The following is a 19,819-nucleotide window of genomic DNA, read 5'->3' on the forward strand; positions in this document are numbered from 1 at the left end:
GGATTTGGTCGTTCTATCGGCAAATGGAAACGCGGAGCGTAACCGCGATATGAATTCCTACGGGAGAGACGGATGGCGCGTGGGCAACCAGGCTCCGCTGCTAAGCGGAAAAGTAATGACACCGGTGTCAGCGGCGCCGTAAGTGGCCCTGTGACTAGGGACGAACTCCTCCAGTATTATCGCGACATGCTCCTGATCCGGCGCTTCGAGGAGCGGGCCGGCCAGCTCTACGGCATGGGCCTCATCGGAGGCTTCTGTCACCTGTACATCGGCCAGGAAGCCATCGCCGTCGGCGTGCAGGCGATCAAGGAGCCCGGCGATCAGGTGATCACCGGCTACCGCGACCACGGCCACATGCTGGCCTGCGGCATGGATCCCAAGGAAGTCATGGCCGAGCTCACCGGCCGCGCCGGCGGCTCGTCGAAGGGCAAGGGCGGGTCGATGCACATGTTCTCGACCGAAGCTGACTTCTACGGCGGCCACGGAATCGTCGGCGGCCAGGTTGCGCTTGGAACCGGGTTGGCGCTGGCCAATCGCTATCGCGACAACAAGAAGGTGGCCTTCACCTACTTCGGCGACGGCGCGGCCAACCAGGGCCAGGTCTATGAGAGCTTCAACATGGCTCAGATCTGGGATCTTCCGGTCGTCTACGTGATCGAGAACAACCAGTACGCCATGGGCACTTCCATCGAGCGGAGCTCGTCCGAGACCCGCCTCTACAAGCGCGGCGCCTCGTTCCGGATCCCCGGCGAGGAAGTCGATGGCATGGACGTGCTGGCGGTGAAGGCCGCCGCCCAGAAAGCCGCCGACCATGCCCGCTCGGGCAAAGGTCCCTACATCCTCGAGATGAAGACCTATCGGTATCGCGGCCACTCGATGAGCGACCCGGCCAAGTACCGCACCCGCGACGAGGTCGACGAAGTCCGCAAGACCCGCGATCCGATCGACCACGTACAGGAACTGTTGGCCAAGGAAGGCTGGGCCGACGAGGCTGCCCTCAAGGCTATCGACGCCGAGGTGAAGGCGATCGTCGCCGACGCCGCGGAGTTCGCCCGCACTTCGCCCGAGCCCGAGCCTTCGGAACTCTACACGGACGTCTATCTGGAGGCCGCCGAGTGACCGACGTCCTTATGCCTGCGCTTTCTCCGACCATGGAGGAGGGCACCCTCGCCAAGTGGCACGTGAAGAAGGGCGACGCCGTCCGCTCCGGCGACGTCATTGCCGAGATCGAGACCGACAAGGCGACCATGGAGGTCGAGGCCGTCGACGAAGGCACCGTCGAAGAGATCCTGGTCCCGGAAGGGACCGAGGCGGTCAAGGTCAACACGCCGATCGCCCGACTGTCCGGGGAGGGCGGCACGGCCGCTCCGGCGCCTGTTCAGTCGTCCGGCGAGCCGGAGAAGACGGCGCCTGAGGCTGTGGTCGTTCGGCCGGAAGGCGAAGCCGCTGCGCCCGTGACCCCCAAGGTCGAGTTGCGTGATCCCGAGCTACCGGCCGACGCCAAGCTGGTGAAGACCACCATCCGCGACGCGCTGCGCGATGCGATGGCCGAGGAGATGCGCCGCGACGAGACTGTGTTCCTGATGGGTGAAGAGGTCGCCCAGTACCAGGGCGCCTACAAGGTCTCGCGGGATTTGCTCCAGGAGTTCGGCGACAAGCGTGTCGTCGACACTCCGATCACCGAGTACGGCTTCGCCGGCCTGGGCGTCGGCGCCGCCATGGCGGGCCTGAAGCCGATCGTCGAGTTCATGACCTGGAATTTCGCCATGCAGGCGATCGACCACATCATCAATTCCGCCGCCAAGACGCTCTACATGTCGGGCGGCCAGATCAAATGCTCGATCGTCTTCCGCGGCCCGAACGGCGCGGCGGCGCGCGTCGCGGCCCAGCACAGCCAGGACTATTCGGCCTGGTACGCCCAGATCCCCGGCCTCAAGGTCATCGCGCCCTACGACGCGGCCGACGCCAAGGGCCTGCTCAAGGCGGCGATCCGCGACCCGAACCCCGTCGTCTTCCTCGAACACGAGATGATGTACGGCCACGAGTTCGACGTTCCGGCCGATGTCGACTGGGTCGTTCCGATCGGCAAGGCCAAGGTCCGGCGGGAGGGCAAGGACGTCACCATCACCGCCCATTCGCGGATGGTCGGCCTGGCCCTGAAGGCCGCGGAGCAATTGGCGGCTGAAGGCATCGACGCCGAGGTCATCGACCTGCGCACCCTGCGGCCGCTCGATCACGAGACCATCGTCGAGAGCGTCAAAAAGACCAACCGACTGGTCACGGCCGAGGAGGGTTGGGGTTCCATGGGCGTAGGCGCCGAGGTTGTGGCGCGGGTGCTGGAACATGCCTTCGATTATCTGGACGCTCCGCCGACCCGGGTGCACCAGAAGGACGTGCCGATGCCCTATGCGGCAAATCTGGAAGCCCTTTCGCTGCCCTCGGTCGAGGACATCGTGAAGGCGGCCAAGGCCGTGACCTACAAATGAGCCGGACGCCCTCGATCCTCGTCGAAGCCCTGCCCAGCGCCTGAGAAGCTTGATCATGCCCATCGACGTTTTGATGCCCGCGCTCTCCCCGACCATGGAGGAGGGCACGCTCGCCAAGTGGCACGTGAAGAAAGGTGACGCCGTCCGCTCCGGCGACGTCATCGCCGAGATCGAGACGGACAAGGCGACCATGGAGGTCGAGGCCGTCGATGAGGGCACCGTCGAGGAGATCCTCGTCGCCGAAGGTTCCGAGGGCGTGAAGGTCAATACGCCGATCGCCCGCTTGAGCGGAGAGGGCGCGTCGCTGGCCCCTGCACCCAAGGCCGAGGCCCCGAAGGCCGAAGTCCCCAAGACCGAAACCAAGGCTGAGCCGGCTCCGAAACCGACGGCCGCGGCGCCCGCCCCAGCTGCATCTGCCAAGTCCTCGGGCGAACGCGTCTTTGCCTCGCCCTTGGCCCGGCGCATCGCCGAGCAGAAGGGCCTGGACCTGGCCGCCGTCGAGGGCTCGGGCCCGCACGGCCGGATTATCAAGCGAGATGTCGAGAGCGCCACGCCGCAGGTCAAGGCTCCGGCGGCAGCGTCAGGTGTGGCGACTGCGCCTCGTCAGGTCCAGTCCCTGGCCCAGATGGGCATTCCGGACGGTAGCTATGACCTCGTCCCGCTGGACGGCATGCGCAAGACCGTCGCCCGGCGGATGACCGAGAGCTTCCGGGACGTTCCCCACTTCCCGCTGACCATCGACCTGGAAATCGACGGATTGCTTGCCAGCCGCGCCAAGATCAACGCCATGCTGGAGAAGCAGGGCGTGAAGGTCAGCGTCAACGATCTGGTGATCAAGGCCGCGGCCCTGGCGTTGAAGCAGGTGCCGGAGGCCAACGCCTCCTACTCGCCCGAAGGCATCGCGATGCATCATCATGCGGACATCGCGATTGCGGTGGCCCTCGAGCACGGCCTGATCACGCCGATCATCCGCGCCGCCGAGACCAAGGGCCTGGCGCAGATCGCGCTCGAGGCCAAGGACTTGGCCGAGCGCGCCCGGTCCAAAAAGTTGAAGCCCGAAGAGTTCCAAGGCGGCACCTTCTCGATCTCCAATCTCGGCATGTTCGGCATCAAGAGCTTCGCCTCGATCATAAACGAGCCGCAGGGCGCGATCCTCTCTGTTGGCGCGGGTGAGAAACGGCCGGTGGTCAAAGGCGATCAACTGGCCATCGCCACCGTCATGAGCGTCACGCTCACCTGCGATCATCGGGTCGTCGATGGCGCCATCGGCGCCCGCTGGCTCGCGGCCTTCAAGGCCCTGATCGAAGATCCCATCACGATGATCGTCTGAGGCTTTTCACATGGATTTCGACGTCATCGTCATCGGCTCCGGCCCCGGCGGCTATGTCACCGCCATCCGCGCCAGCCAGTTGGGTCTGAAGACCGCCATCGTCGAGCGCGAGGCGCTGGGCGGCGTGTGCCTGAACTGGGGCTGCATTCCTACCAAGGCCCTGCTCAAGTCCGGTGAAGCCTACGAGAACCTCAGTCATCTGGCCGACTATGGCCTGAAGATCGAGAAGGCCAGCTTCGATTTCAACGCGGTCGTTCAGCGCTCGCGCAAGGTGGCCGGCCAGCTCAACGCCGGCGTCGCCTTCCTGATGAAGAAGCACAAGATCGAGGTGATCGAGGGAGCCGCCAAGCTCGAGAAGGGGCAGGGCGCTCCAAAGGTCGTGGTGGCCTTGAAGGCCGGCGGATCGCGCACGGTCCAGGCCAAGCACGTGATCCTCGCCACCGGCGCCCGCGCCCGGACTATTCCAGCGATTGGCCTGGAGCCCGATGGCGACCGGGTTTGGACCTACCGCGAGGCGCTCGCGCCCAAGTCGGCGCCGAAGTCCCTCATCGTGGTGGGCTCAGGCGCGATCGGCATCGAGTTCGCCAGCTTCTTCCGGGCCCTCGGTTCGGAGGTGACCGTCATCGAGGCGTTGCCGCGCATTCTGCCGGTGGAGGACGAGGAAGTCTCGAAGGCCGCGCACAAGGCGTTCGAGAAGCGCGGCCTGAAGTTCCGGGTCGGCGCCGCGGTCAAGAAGCTCACCAAGTCCAAGACTGTCGTTTCCATAGAAATTGAAGCCGGGGGCAAGGCTGAGACGCTGCAGGCGGACGTGGCCATTGTGGCGGTCGGCATCGTCGGCAATGTCGAGGACCTGGGCCTGGAAGCGCTGGGCGTGAAGGTCGAGAAGACCCACATTGTCACCGACAGCCATGGCGCGACCGGCGTGCCTGGCCTCTATGCAATCGGCGATGTCGCCGGCCCGCCGTGGCTGGCGCACAAGGCGAGCCATGAGGGCGTCCACTGCATCGAGCACATCGCCGGCCTGAAGCCCACCAACCTCAACTCGCCGATCCCGGGCTGCACCTACTCGACCCCGCAGATCGCTTCGGTCGGGCTGACCGAGGCCCAGGCCAAGGAGCAGGGGATCGCGGCGAAGGTTGGCCGCTTCCCGTTCAAGGTGAATGGCAAGGCCATCGCTTCGGGTGAGACCGAGGGCTTCGTGAAGACCGTCTTCGACGGCAAGACCGGGGCGCTGATCGGCGCGCACATGATCGGCGCCGAGGTCACCGAGATGATCCAGGGCTTCACCTTGGCCATTACGCTTGAGGCCACGGAAGCCGAGGTGTTCGCGACGGTCTTCCCGCACCCGACCATGAGCGAGGCCATGCACGAGGCCGCGCTCGACGCCTATGGGCAGGTTCTACACATCTGATCGCGGGAATTTGCCAGGCGGCGGCCAAGCCGCCGCCTGCAGATCAGGCCGCGCGGCGGCCATCGGCTTCGGCCATGCGGGTGATGGCCACATAGTCGGTCTTGCCGGTGCCGAGCACCGGAACCTCTGTGACCTTGATGATCTTGCGCGGCACGGCTAGCTCCGGCGCGCCGATCTGCTGGGCGTGAGCGACCAGCGGGCCGGCGTCGGCGTCGCGGCGGTCGGTGACCAGCACCAGCCGCTCGCCCTTTTTGGGATCGGGCATGGCGATGACGGCGTGGCGGCTCTCGGGCCAGACCGCGGTGGCGATGTCCTCGGCGGCGGTCAACGACACCATCTCGCCGCCGACCTTGGCGAAACGCTTCACCCGGCCGAGGATCTTGATCCACTGGTCGTCGGTGATGTCGACCACGTCGCCTGTGTCGTGCCAGCCACCCGGGGGCGGTTCGAGGCCCGCATCGGTCAGGTATCCGCTCATGATGTTGGGGCCGCGCACGTAGAGGCGGCCGCCACCGGGAATGCCTTCGACGGGCTCTAGCCGAGTCTCCATGCCGGGGAGCAGGCCGCCGACAGTGCCGCGGCGGTTGTCGGTCGGCTTGTTCACCGCGATCACCGGCGAGGCCTCGGTCGCGCCGTAGCCTTCCAGCACCGGCACGTCGCCGAACCGGTCGCGGATCAGGTTGTGGGTCTCCTCGCGCACTTTCTCGGCGCCGCAAACGATGAACTGCAGGCCCGACAATTCGTCGGGCTCGGCGCTGCGCGCGTATTGATTGAGGAAGGTGTCGGTGGCGAACAGGATCGAGGCGCCCGTGTCCTTGATCAGCGGCGGGATTTGTTTGACGTGCAGGGGCGAGGGGTACTCGAACGCCTTCATGCCCTTCATCAACGGCAGCAGCGCCCCGCCGGTCAGGCCGAAGCAGTGGAAGATCGGCAGCGGGTTGAACATCACCCAGCTCGGGTCGAGCGGGATGTGCGCGGCGATCTGCTCGACATTGGCGATCAGGTTCGCTTGGCTCAGGACCACCCCGCGGGGCGCGCCGAAGCTGCCGGAGGTGAAGAGGATCACGCCCGGATCGCTCGGCTTGGTCTCGACGCGGAACTGCTTGGGGAAGGCCCCGGCGGCGGCGGCGAACAGCTTATCGGCCAAGCCGACCTTTTCGCGCACGTCCTCCAGATAGGTCATGTTGGCCAGCGGCTCGAGCGCATCGATCAGGTCGTGCAGCTTTCCCTGCTCGACGAACCGATGCGATGTCAGCACCCGCTTCACCCCGGCCAGCTCACAGGCGGCTTTGAGATTTCGGATGCCGGCTGTGAAGTTCAGCATGGTCGGCGTGCGGCCGAACGCATGCAGGGCGAAGAAGGTCACAACCGCGCCGGAGCTGGACGGCAGCATGACGCCGACCCGCTCGCCGGGCTCGGTCATGGCGGCGATCTTGCGGCCAAGCGCGAATGAGGCGCGGATCAGGTCGGTGTAGCTGAGCGGATTGCGTTCCTGGTCTTCCAGGATCGGTTTCTTGGCGCCGTAGGTGGCGCGCGCATCGACCAGCGCATCAAACAAGGAGCGCTCACTCGAACGCGGATCAAAAGAACGCGACAAAGGCGAAAACCTCCCCGAACGTCTCGCCGTTTTTATTAGCGCGAGCCTACCGCCAGCGCCTTGGCTTGAAAAGATGTGTAACAGATCGTGAGGCTGATGGCTGCGGTCAAGTCTGCGGCATGCGCTAAGGTCTTGGAGATACAGCCGAAAAGACCTGCGCCTGGCGGTCTTCGATCCTGCCGTCCACGAATGATTCTATGGCCGCCAACCAGGGCGCGCGCCACTGGTCGCCCTCCAAATGCAGGCTGGCGCGTGCACCGGGGAAAGGCAGTTCGGAGCACGCTGGCAGTCTCGCGCACAGTGCGGCGCTGTCCGGATCTGGATTGAGCATCAGCACCGGCGATCGCACCTGCGGCGCGGCCGATTCTAGAGCCCGGCTCGCCGCCTCGTAACCCTTCGTCCAGCCAAGACTGGGCCCCGCCAGGCGCAGGTCCGGATTGGCCGTCATCCAGGCTTGGCCGACGCGCCCGCGCCACGCGTCGTGGGTTCGCTCGGCGGCCAGGTCGTCTGGAATGTCGCGGCTCCAGCCCTTCCATCCGGCGGGAGGTGCGTCGGGGCGGCGGACGGCGCCCAACATGCGTGCAGGCGGTGGATCCGCCAGCCGTGGGCTGCTGGCGACTATGCCATCGGCCTTGAGGCCCGAGCGGATCGCCAGAAGCGCCACCACCGCGCCGTCGGTCTGCGTCAGCAGCACCAGGGGCGTGTCCGGCGATGGCCTGACAACCACGCGGACCAACTCCCGCAACGCGGCGACATCCGGGTCGAAGGTCGGCGCGTGGCCGAGGTCTCGGGGAGTCGTGTAGCGCTCGGAGCCGCCCTGGCCGGCGCGGTCGAGCACCCAGACTGTGTAGCCGCGACCAATCAGGTCCGACGCCGTTTCGAACCAGATTTCCGCAGTCTCGCCGTAGCCTGGCACGATCACGACGTTGGCGACCGGGACGCGGCGGGTGCTGGCGACCCCGTATCGCTGGACCGGTTTCTCCCCGATGCCGACATAGCCCCAGGCCCATCCTTCCGGCGGATAGAAGCGCGGGGCCAGCGAAGCTGGCGTGCGGCTTTCGGCGAACGGCTCGCGCGCGCCGTCGCGGCTGCACGCCACAAGCGAGACGACCAGGGCGGCAAGCAGGCACGCACGAACCATAGTCAAGTTTGAGCATGCGGCGCGCGGCCGCTCAATCGCGCCTTGATCCGAGCGGTCAGAAAGCCGATCTAGGCCTTATGGCGACCGTCATCGACACCATCGGGGGGCCACGGCCCCGACACCCCGAAAAGCAGTCGCGTCCCGATACGCCCGTCCTGCGCAAGCCGGAGTGGCTGCGCGTGCGCGCTCCGGGATCGCCGGGCTACAACGCCACCCGCTCGATCGTGAAGGAGCATGGGCTCACCACGGTCTGCGAAGAGGCGGCCTGCCCGAACATCGGCGAGTGCTGGACCCAGAGCCACGCGACCATGATGATCATGGGCGAGATCTGCACCCGGGCCTGCGCCTTCTGCAATGTGGCGACTGGCAAGCCGAACGCCCTGGATCCGACCGAACCGGCCCGTGTCGCCGACGCGGTGCTGAAGATGGGCCTGAAGCATGTGGTCATCACCTCGGTGGACCGCGACGATCTCTCGGACGGCGGCGGCGCCCACTTCGCCGCGGTGGTCCGCGCGATCCGCGAGACCGCGCTTGGCACGACCATCGAGATCCTGACGCCTGATTTTCTGCGCAAGCCGGCCAGCGCGGCGGAGATCGTGATCGACGCCAAGCCGGACGTCTTCAACCACAACCTGGAAACCGTTCCGCGCCTCTATCTCTCGATCCGACCCGGCGCCCGCTACTATCATTCGCTGCGGCTGCTTGAGCGGGTGAAGGAGCGCGACCCCAACCAGTTCACCAAGTCCGGCCTGATGGTCGGTCTAGGCGAGGCCAAGGAAGAGGTCATGCAGGTCATGGACGACATGCGTTCGGCCGGCGTCGATTTCCTGACCATCGGCCAGTACCTCCAGCCGACGCGCAAGCATGCGGCGATCGATCGCTTCGTCACGCCGGAAGAGTTCAAGGCCTATGAGGAAATCGCCCGCGCCAAGGGCTTCCTGATGGTTTCGGCCAGTCCGCTGACCCGCTCCTCGCACCATGCCGGCGAGGACTTCGCGCGGTTGAAGGCGGCGCGGCTGGCCAAGGACGCGGCGGCCTAACCGCTTGCCGCGCTACCATATCGAAAAGGTGCTGCCGTACAGCCCCGACCAGCTCTTCCGGCTGGTCGGCGATGTGGACGCCTATCCGGACTTCGTGCCTTGGATCCAGTCCATGCGAACCTGGAACGCGCGCGCCGAGGGCGAAGCGGTGACCCTGGTCGACGCCCAGGCAGGGGTCGGGTTCTCTTTCCTGAAGGAGAAATTCTCCACCCGGGTGCGGCGCGACGCCAGTGCGCGGCAGATCGACGTGCAGCTGCTCTCCGGGCCGTTCAAGCATCTCGCCAACCGCTGGCGTTTCGTTGAGGCGGAGGGCGGTGGGACCAAGATCGAGTTCGACATCGACTTCGAGTTCAAGTCGCGCCTGCTATCGGGCGTGCTGGCGGCGAACTTCCATCACGCCGTCGACAAGCTGATGGTCTGCTTCGAGGGGCGGGCGAGGGCGCTCTACCTCGCTTAGGTCATCCGGTCGCGCAGGGCCTGTAGCGCGGCCTGCACCGCCTGCTCCTGGATCTCAGCGCGGGTCACACCATCAAACAGCTCTGACCGGTGCATCAGCGCCTGGTTGGAGCGCGCGGTAGCGATGTGCACGGTGCCGACCGGCTTCATCGCCGTGCCGCCGCCCGGTCCGGCGACGCCGGTGATGGCCACTGCGACGTGGGCGTTCGAGGCCTCCAGCGCGCCCTCGGCCATCATCCGTGCGACGGGCTCGGAGACGGCGCCAAGGTCGGCGATCAGGTCGCCGGGGACGCCCAGCAGCTCTTGCTTCGCCCGATTGGTGTAGACCACGAAGCCGCGCTCGAAGACGTCGGAGGCCCCGGGGATCGAGCAGATCGCACCCGCCACCAGCCCGCCGGTGCAGCTCTCGGCGGTGACGATCCGAAGCGACCGCTCGCGTGCTTCGTCGATCAGAAGCCGCGCCAAGGTCTCGATTTCCAGGGAAAACATGCGTGACTCCAACGGGCTCTAGTGTCCCGATTCCAAGGTTCGCATGCACTCGTGACGGCTTTAGCGAACGATGATTTCTATTAGGATGCTAGCTAGCTTTTGATTCTAATGTGATTTCGAATTTGAAACTCGCGCCGAACCCGGATCCGGACCCTCGCGACTTTCGAATTCCGCACATTAGGCAGTGACACGCGTAGACGACAACCTCTCAGGCCAGCGTCACACAAAGGCGATTCACACCCATGACCGCACTCGACCAGGCTGAACGGCCGGCCGCAACGATCTCGCCAACGCTCTTTGCAATCACGACCTTCGCCAGCGCAGGTCTGGTGTTCATGGTTCAGCCGATGGTGGCCAAGCTGGTGCTGCCACTGCTTGGCGGCAGTCCGTCAGTCTGGAACACCTCGATCGCCTTTTTCCAGACGGCCCTGCTGGTCGGATATGGCTATGCGCACCTGTTGCAGCGCGTGCAGTCGATCCGGGTTCAGGCCCTGTTCCACGTCACCGCGTTGCTCATCGCAGCGCTGGTGCTTCCATTGCGAGTGAGCGGGGTGTTCGGCGAGCCGTCCTCCGAGCATCCCTCGCTCTGGCTGTTGGGCGTTCTGGCCGCGTCGATCGGCGCGCCGTTCGCCGTGCTCTCAGCGACGGCGCCGCTAGTTCAGGCTTGGCACGCGCGAACCGTTCACGCCGAGACGGGAACTGAGCCCTACGTCCTCTACGCGGCCTCGAACCTTGGCAGCCTGCTGGCCCTGCTGGCCTATCCGGTGCTCATGGAGCCGCTGGCCACGCTCAGGGGGCAGACCATCGGTTGGAGCGGGGGCTATGTGGCCTTCATCCTATTGATGGCGACCCTCGCTCTGCTCGTTTCACGGGTCCGCACCGCCGCCATCGAGGCGCCGGTGGCCCATACCGACGCGGCGCCTACATGGCGTCAGCGCCTGGTCTGGGTCGCTCTGGCCGCGATCCCGTCCAGCCTGATGCTTGGCGTCACGACCCACCTGGCTACCGACGTAGCTTCGGCGCCGTTCCTTTGGGTCGTCCCGCTGGCGCTCTATCTGGTGACGTTCATCATCGCCTTCTCTGAGAAGCCGGCGATCTCGCCACGAGCGACGCTGTTTCTCCAGGCCGCCGCCGCCGCGGCGTGCGCGCTGTTACTGCCGTTCAAGAACGTCAACCTGGCGCCGCAATTGGCCGTCCACCTGGGCACGTTCTTCCTGACCGCGCTGATGTGCCACCAGGCTTTGGTCGCCAGACGCCCAAATCCGGCGCGGCTGACGGAATTTTATCTGTGGATGTCGGTCGGTGGCGTCGTGGGCGGGTCGTTCAACGCCTTCGTGGCGCCGGTGATCTTCAACAACGTCTGGGAGTATCCGCTGGTACTCGCCCTGGCCTGCCTGGCGCGGCCGAGCGACCAGCGCAACAATCCGCGGCGTTGGATAATCTTCGCGCTCGGCGTCGCCGTTGCCGTCATAGCGCCGCTCCTGGCAGTGCGTCTGGGCGTCGACACCTCAACCGGCAAGATCGTCTACTTGCTGTTGGGCGCCGCCGCGGTCTGCGCCTTCCTGATCCGCGGCAACGCAGTGATGTTCTTCGGCTTGATCGTCGTGCTGTCGCTTTCAGCTGAAATCATCGGCGACCGCGTGGAGGTGCGTGAGAGTTGGCGCAGCTTCTTCGGGGTCGTGCGGCAGTCCGAAATGCCGGTCCCGGCCATGAAGGGGAAGGTGCGTATGCTTTCGCACGGAACGACCCTTCATGGGGCTCAGGCCCAGCATCCCGACTACAAGTGCCGGCCCTTGGTCTACTACGCGCCAGAGACGCCCATCGGCCAGGTGTTCACCCGCAACAAGGCGATCGGCAAGCCGCAGCGGATCGGGGCGGTTGGCCTGGGGACAGGTGCTGTAGCCGCCTACACTCAACCGGGCGACCATCTGACCTTCTTCGAGATCGATCCGCTGGTGATCGACATCGCGACCAACCCCAAGCATTTCAGCTACACCACGGAGTGCGCGGGCGGGAAGATCGACTATGTGCTGGGCGATGCGCGCCTGACGCTCGCCAAGCAGCCGGCCGACAGCTTCGACGTGCTGCTGATCGACGCCTTCTCGTCCGACACCGTGCCGGCCCACTTGATGACCGTCGAGGCGATGCGGGGCTACCTGGCAAAGCTGAAGCCCGATGGCGTGCTGATCCTCCACGTCTCCAACCGCAATCTTGAACTGCGAGGCCCGGCAATGGCTGTGGCGGAGGCGGCCGGCGGGTTTGCCTTGATCCAGCGTCACCGTCGGGCTGAAGGCAGTCCTCCGCTTTGGGAGGCGCCGGAAGACGCGCTGATCGTGACAAGATCGCTCAAGGCGTTGGCCCCCTATGAGGCCGACAAACGCTGGTCCCAGATCGATCCAACTGCGGCGCAGCCCTGGACCGACGACTACATGAACCTGATCGGCGCAGTGTACGCGCTGCGGAAGGAGAAGTGGTCTTGGCTGCCCTAGGCAGGGGTCTCGATCGCCACGATCGCCTGCGCGAGCAGGCCCTCCTGGCGGCCGGTGAACCCCATGCCCTCGGTCGTGGTCGCCTTGACGCTGACCCGGTCGACCGGCACGCCCAGCAATTCAGCTAAGCGCTGGCGCATGGCGTCACGGTGAGGGTGGATTTTGGGCCGTTCGCAGATCAGGGTGACGTCGGCGTTGATGATGCGCCCGCCCTTGGCCCTGGCCAGTTCGACCGCGTACAGCAGGAACTGGTCCGAGGCGGCGCCTTTCCACCGCGGGTCGGACGGCGGGAAGTGTTCGCCGATATCGCCTTCGCCGACGGCCCCGAGAATGGCGTCGGTGAGGGCGTGAAGTCCGGCGTCGGCGTCCGAGTGACCAATGAGGGTCTGGTCGTGGTCGATGCGCACGCCGCATAGCCAGACGGCGTCGCCTGGCCCCCAGCGATGGGCGTCGACGCCTTGACCGATACGGGTGATGCGCGCCGCTCCGGCCAGTCGCTCAGCCATGGCGAAGTCCTCCGGATAGGTCAGTTTCATGAGCAGCGGGTCGCCGGGCGTGATTGCGACCCTGCCGCCCGCGCGCTCGACCACGGCGGCGTCGTCCGTCGGCTCGGCGTCGGCGGGCCAGGAGTCGTATGCCTGGAGAAGGGTCGAGCGTCGAAAGGCCTGCGGGGTCTGGGCGCGCCAAAGTCCGTCTCGCGATACGGTTTCGGCGATCATTCCGCCGCCGCGCTTCAGCGTGTCGGCGACGGGAAGGGCGGGGACTGCGCCGTCGGCGGCCTTCAGATCTTCCAGCAGGGCCCCGATGATCGCGCGGGAAAGCAGCGGCCGGGCTGCGTCGTGGATCAGCACTGCTTCGTCGCCCGGGCCGTCCACGGCCGACAGGCCAGCCCGAACCGATTCCGCGCGGGTTGATCCGCCCGCCACCACGAGCACCCCCGGAAAAGCGGCAGCGGCCCCAGCGACCCGGTCTTGCGCGACCACGGCGACAATCTGGCGCGCCCCGGCGCCGGCCATGGCCTCCAGCGACCAGCTCAGGATCGATCGTCCACCCAGTTCTCGCCAGGGCTTGGGTGCGCCAGGGCCGGCGCGAGTGCTGGCTCCTGCGGCCACGATGACGGCTGAAAAGTTCATGCCATTTGTTTAGGGCCAGCCGGCGTCGTGTCTAGGCTTTACGGCGCCGCACAATTTGCCTAAAACAAAGGCGGTAGGGGTGATTACAAAATGAGCAAAATGCTCTTTGTCGGGGATGTCGAGGTCGGAGGCAGCGCTTGGATCGCGCCGATGACCGGCGTATCCGATCTGCCTTTCAGGAAGGCCGCCAGCCGGCTCGGCGCCGCCTATGTGGCCACCGAGATGGTCGCCTGCGCCGAATTCTCCAAAGGACGGCCCGATGTCGTGCGTCGTGCTGCGGTAGGCGAGGGACTGCCGCTGATGGTGGTTCAGCTGGTCGGCCGCGATCCTGGCCATATCGCCGAGGGCGCACGTCTGGCCGCCCAAGCGGGCGCCCAGATCATTGATCTGAATTTCGGCTGCCCCGCGAAAGAGGTAACCGGTGTCCTTTCGGGCTCGGCTCTGATGCGCGAGCCTGACCTGGCGGAATCGCTGATCGCCGCGGCCGTCGATGCTGTCGACGTCCCGGTGACCGTGAAGATGCGTCTGGGCTGGGATGACGCTTCGAAGAACGCGCCGGACATCGCCGCCCGCGCCGAGGCGCGCGGAGCTCGGGCGGTCACCGTTCACGGCCGCACCCGCAGCCAGTTCTACAAGGACGCCGCCGATTGGAACGCCGTGCGCCCGGTGACGCAGGCGGTCGGCATTCCGGTGATCGTCAACGGAGACATCGCGGACGGCGACAGCGCCAAGCGCGCGCTGGCGGCCTCCGGCGCGCAGGCGGTGATGGTGGGGCGGGGGGTGTATGGCCGTCCGTGGGTGGCAGCGCAGATCGAGGCCGAACTGGCCGGGCAGCTGTTCGAGGAGCCGGCCGCCGAGGCGCGACTGGCCATCGCCCTCGAACACTTCCGCGACAGCCTGAATTTCTACGGCGATCGGCTGGGCCTGCGGATCTTCCGCAAGCACCTGGCCGCCTATGTCGAGAACGCGCCCTGGCCGGCCTCGGCCGAAGCCCGGCGCGCTGCGCGCTCGACGCTCTGCAGACTGGACGATCCGGCGGAGGTCGAGGCCGGCCTGACCGCTCTCTGGCGTGATCCCGATACGAGGCTGGCGGCATGAACACTCCAAACCGCGCCGCAGCGGGACTGGACGCTGAGCTGCTGAAGGCGGCCGCCTTCGACGCCTCTCCCGAGCCGGCGCTGGTGGTCAGCCGCGACGGGGCGCTTGTCGCCGTCAACGAGGCGGCCGAGGCGTTGTTCGGCCAGGGGCTCGGCCTGCTGATGCGAGGTCGGTTCGGCGCGGCGTTGCCGCCGGGCTCGGCCCTTGTGTCGCTGCTCGATCGAGCGCTGGAGGAAGGGGTCCGGGTCCGCGAACGCGGGGTCGAGATCAGCCTGTTCGGTCACCCGTCGTTCGAGGCTGACGGCGCCGCCGCGCCGCTGGCGGATGGCTCGGTTCTGCTCACCTTGCATGTCAAGGGCGGGGCGCTGGGCGGCGAACGCACCGGCGCCGAGCAGGCTGGCCTGCGCACCATCGTCGGCCTGGGCCACATGCTGGCGCACGAGATCAAGAACCCGCTGGCTGGGATCCGCGGCGCGGCTCAGCTGCTCAAGAGCGGCGCGAAGCCGGAAGACGCCCCGCTGGCGCAGCTGATCGTCGACGAGACTGATCGCGTGCGTCGACTGGTCGACAGAATGGAGGCGTTCTCCGACGACGCGCTGCCGGACTGCCAGCCGATCAACATCCACCAGGTGCTCGACCGGGTGAAGGCGCTGGCGGCCAATGGCGTGGCCGACGGTCTGCAACTGTCCGACGATTACGACCCTTCGCTGCCGCCGGCCTATGGCGACGAGGACCAGCTGATCCAGATCTTCCTGAATCTGGTGAAGAACGCCGCCGAAGCTGCGCATGGGCGCGGCGACGGACGCGGCGCCATAACCATCCACACCGCCTATCGCCACGGGGTGAAGGTCCGGGCCGCCAAGGGCCAGATCCTGCGCGGCGCGCCGCTCGAGGTCCGCATCCAGGACAACGGCCCCGGCGTTCCGGCCCACCTGCGCGAAAGCCTGTTCCAGCCTTTCGTGAGCACGAAGACCCATGGGGCGGGCCTTGGCCTGGCCCTGGTCGCCAAGCTGGTCGCCGGCCACGGCGGCCTGATCGATTTCGAATCCGAGCCCGGCCGCACGACCTTTCGGGTGTTGCTGCCGATCGCATCTGAAGAGGACACCCCGGAATGAATGCGATCGCTAATTCGAGCAAGAAGATCCTGATCGCTGACGACGACGCGTCGATCCGTCTGGTGCTCAGCCAGGCCTTCACGCGCCTCGGCTATCAGGTGCGCGCCACTGGCAACGCCACCACCCTGCTGAAGTGGGTGTCGGATGGCGACGGCGACCTTGTGGTGACCGACGTGGTCATGCCCGACGAGAACGTCTTCGACGTCCTGCCGCGCATCCGCAAGGAGCGTCCCAAGCTCCCCGTGATCGTGATGAGCGCCCAGAACACCCTGCTGACCGCGGTCAACGCGGCCGAGGTCGGGGCGTTCGACTACGTGTCCAAGCCTTTTGACCTGGACGACATGACGTCCGCGGCTCGCCGGGCGCTTGCGCGGCCGGCCGATAGCGAGGCCTCCAAGGCCCAGGCCCGTGCGGTGCGCGATGAGCGGCTGCCCCTCATCGGCCGCTCGGGCCCGATGCAGGACGTCTACCGGACCATCGCTCGCCTGGTCGGCGCCGACCTGACTGTGCTGATCCTCGGCGAAAGCGGCACCGGCAAGGAGCTGGTCGCTCGGGCCCTGCACGACATGGGGCGCCGCAAGGACGGCAAGTTCGTGGTCATCAACCTGGCCGCAGTGCCGCGCGAGCGGGTCGAGGCCGAGCTGTTCGGCCGCGACGACGGCGACTACGGCAAGCTGGTTGAGGCCGATGGCGGGACGCTGTTCCTCGACGAAATCGGGGACATGCCGCTCGACGCCCAGACCCGGCTGCTGCGGGTCATCGACGGGTCCGAGCAGTCGGTGAACCCGAAGACCGGCCGTCCGCCTAACGTGCGGATCATCGCGGCCACCAACCGCGACCTGCGTGCGCTGATCCAGCAGGGCCTGTTCCGCGAAGATCTGTTCTTCCGCCTCAACGTCGCCCCGCTGCGCCTGCCGCCGCTGCGCGATCGCACCGAAGACATCCCGGATCTGGCGCGTGCTTTCCTACTGCGGGCCAACCGCGAGGGGCTGCCGGCCAAGACCATCGACGCCAGCGCCCTCGAGCGCCTCAAGCTGCACGCTTGGCCGGGCAACGTCCGTGAGCTCGAGAACCTGATCCGCCGGATCTGCGCGCTCTACGCCGAAGAACTGATCTCCGCGCGGATTGTCGAGCGCGAGTTGGCCGACCAGCAGCCGAGCATCCCTGGCCATGAGGGGCCGGTCACCCTGGCCACTCTGGTCGAGCGCCACCTGGGCGGTTACTTCGCCGAGCAACCGGACGGCATCCCGCCGGTAGGTCTCTATGACCGGGTGCTGGAGGAGGTGGAGCGTCCGCTGATCCAGCTCACCCTGGCGGCGACTCGGGGCAATCAGGTCCGCGCCGCCGAGATCCTGGGGCTCAACCGCAACACCTTGCGCAAGAAGATCCAGGACCTCGGGGTGGAGATGGCGCGCGGCCGCCGCTAAGGCTCTCCTAGGCGTGCGGCTCGACCAGGGCCGAATAGACTAGCGTGCGGAGCTCGCGCCTGATCGGGTAGGCCGAGGACGGCATGACCTGTGTCATGAACACCACGGCCAGGTCCTCGGCCGGATCGACCCAGAAGGCCGTGCTGGCTGCGCCGCCCCAATAGAACTCGCCGTCGCTGCAGGGCACCAGGGTCCGTGGCGCATCCTGCACGACTGCGAAGCCGAGGCCGAAGCCGACCCCGGCGTTGGTCGCCTCGGAGAACAGCGAGCGCGAAAGTTGCGTCAGATCCTTGCCGTCGGGCAGGTGGTTGGCGGTCATCAAATCTAGGGTCTTCGGCGCGATGAGTTGATGGCCGTCGTAGGCGCCTCGGTTCAGCAGCATCTGGCAGAACTTCATGTAGTCCGCCGCAGTCGAGACGAGGCCCCCGCCGCCCGACACCAGGCCTGGAGGCGCCAGGTACGGGCTGGTGGTCGGGTCGTCTTGAAGGGCGAGACCACCCTCTGGCGCCGCGTTGTAGCAGGCCGCAAAGCGATCTCCCTGGCCTTGCCGGACCTGGAAGTCGGTGTCGGTCATGCCCAGCGGCCCGAAGATCCGGTCGTGCAGGAACTGTTCGAACGGAACCCCGGCGATCCTGCCGACCAGATAGCCGAGCACGTCGGTCGAGACTGAGTAGTTCCAGGCCTCGCCCGGGCTGAACTCCAGCGGCAAGCCGGCCAGGGCGGCGATCATGTCGTCGAGTGAAATGGTGCTGCCGATCTCGCCGACGCCCAGCTTCCGATAGGCGGCGTCGACATTCGTGCGGCTCTGGAAGCCGTAGGTGAGGCCGGAGGTGTGCCGCAGAAGATCGACCATCTGCATCGGCCGGGCCACCGGCTTGGTCATGAAGCCGCCCGCTACGCCGGCGGCGAACACGCCGAGGTCCTTCCACTCCGGAATGAACCGGTGCACCGGATCGTCCAGGGCGACCTTGCCCTCTTCGACCAGCATCATGAAGGCGATGTTGGTGACCGGCTTGGTCATCGAATAAATGCGGAACAGGGTGTCGGATTGGGCCGGAAGGCTGCGGGCCAGATCCCGCTGGCCGCCGACGAACTCGTGCACGATCTCGCCATGGCGGGCGACCAGGACCTGGGCGCACGGCATGCGGCCGGGGGTCAGGTACTTCTCGGTGATGAAGCTGTCGATGCGGGCAAGGCGCTCGGGCGAAAAACCGAGGGACTGTGGATCGGCCATGACGACTCCTTGGTGACGGCGGGCGCAAGCTGATCGCAAGCGCCCGCCCTCGCCAAGGGGCAACTTCACCGCGCCGTCAGGCTTGCACCGATTGCTGGCCGACCTTGGCGGCGGTTCGAACCCTGCGCCGGGCCTCGACGGCCATGGCCAGCTCCTCCAGCAGCTCGACCGAGGTGTCCCAGCCAACGCAGCCGTCGGTGATGCTCTGGCCGTAGGTCAGCGGCTGACCGTCGACCAGGTCCTGGCGGCCCGCGACCAGGTGGCTCTCGATCATCACACCGGCGATGCGTCGGTCGCCGCCGGCCACTTGGGCGGCGACGTCGCGGGTCACCGCCGGCTGGTTCTCCGGCTTCTTGCTGCTATTGGCGTGGCTTACGTCGATGATCAGGGCCTCACGCAGGCCGCTGGAAGCCAGCTCGGCGCAGGCTGCGGCGACGCCGGCGGCGTCGTAGTTGGGGGCCTTGCCGCCACGCAGCACGACATGGGAGTCCTCGTTCCCGCGGGTGGCGGCGATGGCGGCGCGGCCGTCCTTGCCGATGGCCAGGAAATGGTGCGGCTGGCTGGCCGCCTTCACTGCGTCGACCGCGATCCGCAGATTGCCGTCGGTGCCGTTCTTGAAACCGATGGGGCAGGAGAGGCCGGACGCCATCTCACGGTGGATCTGGCTTTCTGTCGTCCGCGCGCCGATCGCGCCCCAACTGACCAGGTCGGCCAGGTACTGCGGGGTGGTCACGTCGAGGAACTCAACCGCGGCCGGCAGATCCAGGGCGTTGACGTCCAGCAGCAGCCGACGGGCCAGCGGCAGGCCCTCGTCGATGCGGAACGTGCCGTCGAGGTGCGGATCGTTGATCAGTCCCTTCCAGCCGACCGTTGTCCGCGGTTTCTCGAAATAGACCCGCATGACGATCTCGAGCTGCCCGGCGAACCGTGCGCGCTCGGCCGCCAGGCGCCGCGCATAGTCTATCGCTGCGACGGGATCGTGGATGGAGCAGGGGCCGATCACCACCACCAGGCGGTCGTCGTCGCCATGCAGGATGTCGTGGACGCGTCGGCGGGAGGCCGACACGACAGCGCCGATCTCGGCGCTGGCCGGCAGGTCGCCCATCACCTCGGCCGGCGTGGCCAGAGGCTTGATGTCGAGGATGCGAAGGTCGTCGGTGGAAGGGGTCACAATGCGCTCCGGGGTCTCTTATGTCCGGCGGCGCAAAGAAAAAGCCGCCAGATGCTGGCGGCTGGTAGGGTCGGCTCTATGACAGCTTGCTGTCGCGCGATCCCCTTCCTCCGCCAGCGGCATCGGAATAGCCAAAATACCAAAACGAATATTGGCTGGTGGCGAGGATCATCCGCAAACCGATAGCGCACGATTTTCCGGC

16 protein-coding genes are annotated in these 19,819 nt (G+C 66.7%); 10 read left to right on the plus strand and 6 right to left on the minus strand.

Annotated elements, in window-relative coordinates; translation table 11 throughout:
* The first annotated feature begins 72 nt into the window (after positions 1-72).
* From pdhA to lpdA, 4 genes are read left to right on the plus strand one after another with little or no spacing between them, the layout of a single operon-like run.
* Positions 73-1,119, plus strand: a complete 1,047-nt coding sequence (gene pdhA, locus AC1DQJ_RS06985; RefSeq protein ID WP_477601610.1) for a pyruvate dehydrogenase (acetyl-transferring) E1 component subunit alpha — start codon at positions 73-75, stop codon at positions 1,117-1,119.
* The gene (locus AC1DQJ_RS06990; protein ID WP_477601612.1) at positions 1,116-2,486 is read left to right on the plus strand and encodes a pyruvate dehydrogenase complex E1 component subunit beta; all 1,371 of its coding nucleotides are present in this window, start codon (positions 1,116-1,118) and stop codon (positions 2,484-2,486) included. The genes pdhA and AC1DQJ_RS06990 overlap by 4 nt, the downstream gene beginning before the upstream one ends.
* Before the next feature lie 55 nt (positions 2,487-2,541).
* Complete coding sequence (locus AC1DQJ_RS06995) at positions 2,542-3,816, plus strand: pyruvate dehydrogenase complex dihydrolipoamide acetyltransferase (protein ID WP_477601614.1); 1,275 nt, start codon at positions 2,542-2,544, stop codon at positions 3,814-3,816.
* A 10-nt stretch (positions 3,817-3,826) separates the two neighbouring features.
* Positions 3,827-5,227, plus strand: a complete 1,401-nt coding sequence (gene lpdA, locus AC1DQJ_RS07000; RefSeq protein ID WP_477601616.1) for a dihydrolipoyl dehydrogenase — start codon at positions 3,827-3,829, stop codon at positions 5,225-5,227.
* 43 nt (positions 5,228-5,270) lie between these two features.
* Here the strand turns inward: lpdA and AC1DQJ_RS07005 are convergent, their stop codons facing one another.
* Together AC1DQJ_RS07005 and AC1DQJ_RS07010 are read right to left on the minus strand one after the other, a co-directional pair.
* A complete protein-coding gene (locus AC1DQJ_RS07005) occupies positions 5,271-6,824 on the minus strand; it encodes an AMP-binding protein (RefSeq protein ID WP_477601618.1) in 1,554 nt (517 codons plus the stop codon).
* A 124-nt stretch (positions 6,825-6,948) separates the two neighbouring features.
* Positions 6,949-7,965, minus strand: a complete 1,017-nt coding sequence (locus AC1DQJ_RS07010; RefSeq protein ID WP_477601620.1) for an alpha/beta fold hydrolase — start codon at positions 7,963-7,965, stop codon at positions 6,949-6,951.
* A gap of 77 nt (positions 7,966-8,042) precedes the next feature.
* Here AC1DQJ_RS07010 and lipA point away from each other — a divergent pair, with 77 nt between their 5' ends.
* Both lipA and AC1DQJ_RS07020 read left to right on the plus strand, forming a co-directional pair.
* Positions 8,043-9,005, plus strand: coding sequence for a lipoyl synthase (lipA, locus tag AC1DQJ_RS07015; protein WP_477601622.1), 963 nt, complete (start codon positions 8,043-8,045; stop codon positions 9,003-9,005).
* Between the two features lie 4 nt (positions 9,006-9,009).
* On the plus strand, positions 9,010-9,462 hold the full coding sequence (locus AC1DQJ_RS07020; RefSeq protein ID WP_477601624.1) for a type II toxin-antitoxin system RatA family toxin: 453 nt from the start codon (positions 9,010-9,012) through the stop codon (positions 9,460-9,462).
* Here AC1DQJ_RS07020 and AC1DQJ_RS07025 read toward each other — a convergent pair.
* Positions 9,459-9,950, minus strand: a complete 492-nt coding sequence (locus AC1DQJ_RS07025) for a CinA family protein (RefSeq protein WP_477601626.1) — start codon at positions 9,948-9,950, stop codon at positions 9,459-9,461. The genes AC1DQJ_RS07020 and AC1DQJ_RS07025 overlap by 4 nt on opposite strands.
* 242 nt (positions 9,951-10,192) lie before the next feature.
* Here AC1DQJ_RS07025 and AC1DQJ_RS07030 point away from each other — a divergent pair, with 242 nt between their 5' ends.
* Positions 10,193-12,439 (plus strand): fused MFS/spermidine synthase, encoded by a 2,247-nt coding sequence (locus AC1DQJ_RS07030; RefSeq protein WP_477601628.1) that lies wholly within the window; start codon positions 10,193-10,195, stop codon positions 12,437-12,439.
* Here AC1DQJ_RS07030 and AC1DQJ_RS07035 read toward each other — a convergent pair.
* Entirely contained in the window at positions 12,436-13,572 is a 1,137-nt protein-coding gene (locus AC1DQJ_RS07035; RefSeq protein ID WP_477601630.1) for a bifunctional 2-C-methyl-D-erythritol 4-phosphate cytidylyltransferase/2-C-methyl-D-erythritol 2,4-cyclodiphosphate synthase, read from the minus strand. The genes AC1DQJ_RS07030 and AC1DQJ_RS07035 overlap by 4 nt on opposite strands.
* A gap of 90 nt (positions 13,573-13,662) precedes the next feature.
* Between AC1DQJ_RS07035 and dusB the strand changes: the two genes are divergently transcribed.
* Genes dusB through AC1DQJ_RS07050 form a run of 3 tightly spaced genes read left to right on the plus strand, consistent with a single transcriptional unit; the run spans position 13,663 to position 17,212 of the window.
* A complete protein-coding gene (dusB, locus tag AC1DQJ_RS07040) occupies positions 13,663-14,670 on the plus strand; it encodes a tRNA dihydrouridine synthase DusB (RefSeq protein ID WP_477601632.1) in 1,008 nt (335 codons plus the stop codon).
* The gene (locus tag AC1DQJ_RS07045) at positions 14,667-15,785 is read left to right on the plus strand and encodes a two-component system sensor histidine kinase NtrB (protein ID WP_477601634.1); all 1,119 of its coding nucleotides are present in this window, start codon (positions 14,667-14,669) and stop codon (positions 15,783-15,785) included. Before dusB ends, AC1DQJ_RS07045 begins: the two co-directional genes overlap by 4 nt.
* On the plus strand, positions 15,782-17,212 hold the full coding sequence (locus AC1DQJ_RS07050) for a sigma 54-interacting transcriptional regulator (RefSeq protein ID WP_477601636.1): 1,431 nt from the start codon (positions 15,782-15,784) through the stop codon (positions 17,210-17,212). Before AC1DQJ_RS07045 ends, AC1DQJ_RS07050 begins: the two co-directional genes overlap by 4 nt.
* Positions 17,213-17,219: 7 nt before the next feature.
* Here AC1DQJ_RS07050 and AC1DQJ_RS07055 read toward each other — a convergent pair whose 3' ends face one another.
* A complete protein-coding gene (locus AC1DQJ_RS07055; protein WP_477601638.1) occupies positions 17,220-18,446 on the minus strand; it encodes a serine hydrolase domain-containing protein in 1,227 nt (408 codons plus the stop codon).
* Positions 18,447-18,522: 76 nt separating this feature from the next.
* Positions 18,523-19,617, minus strand: a complete 1,095-nt coding sequence (locus AC1DQJ_RS07060; protein WP_477601640.1) for a 3-deoxy-7-phosphoheptulonate synthase — start codon at positions 19,615-19,617, stop codon at positions 18,523-18,525.
* Positions 19,618-19,819: the final 202 nt, after the last annotated feature.

The organism is Phenylobacterium sp. P4_E10 (assembly GCF_056401675.1).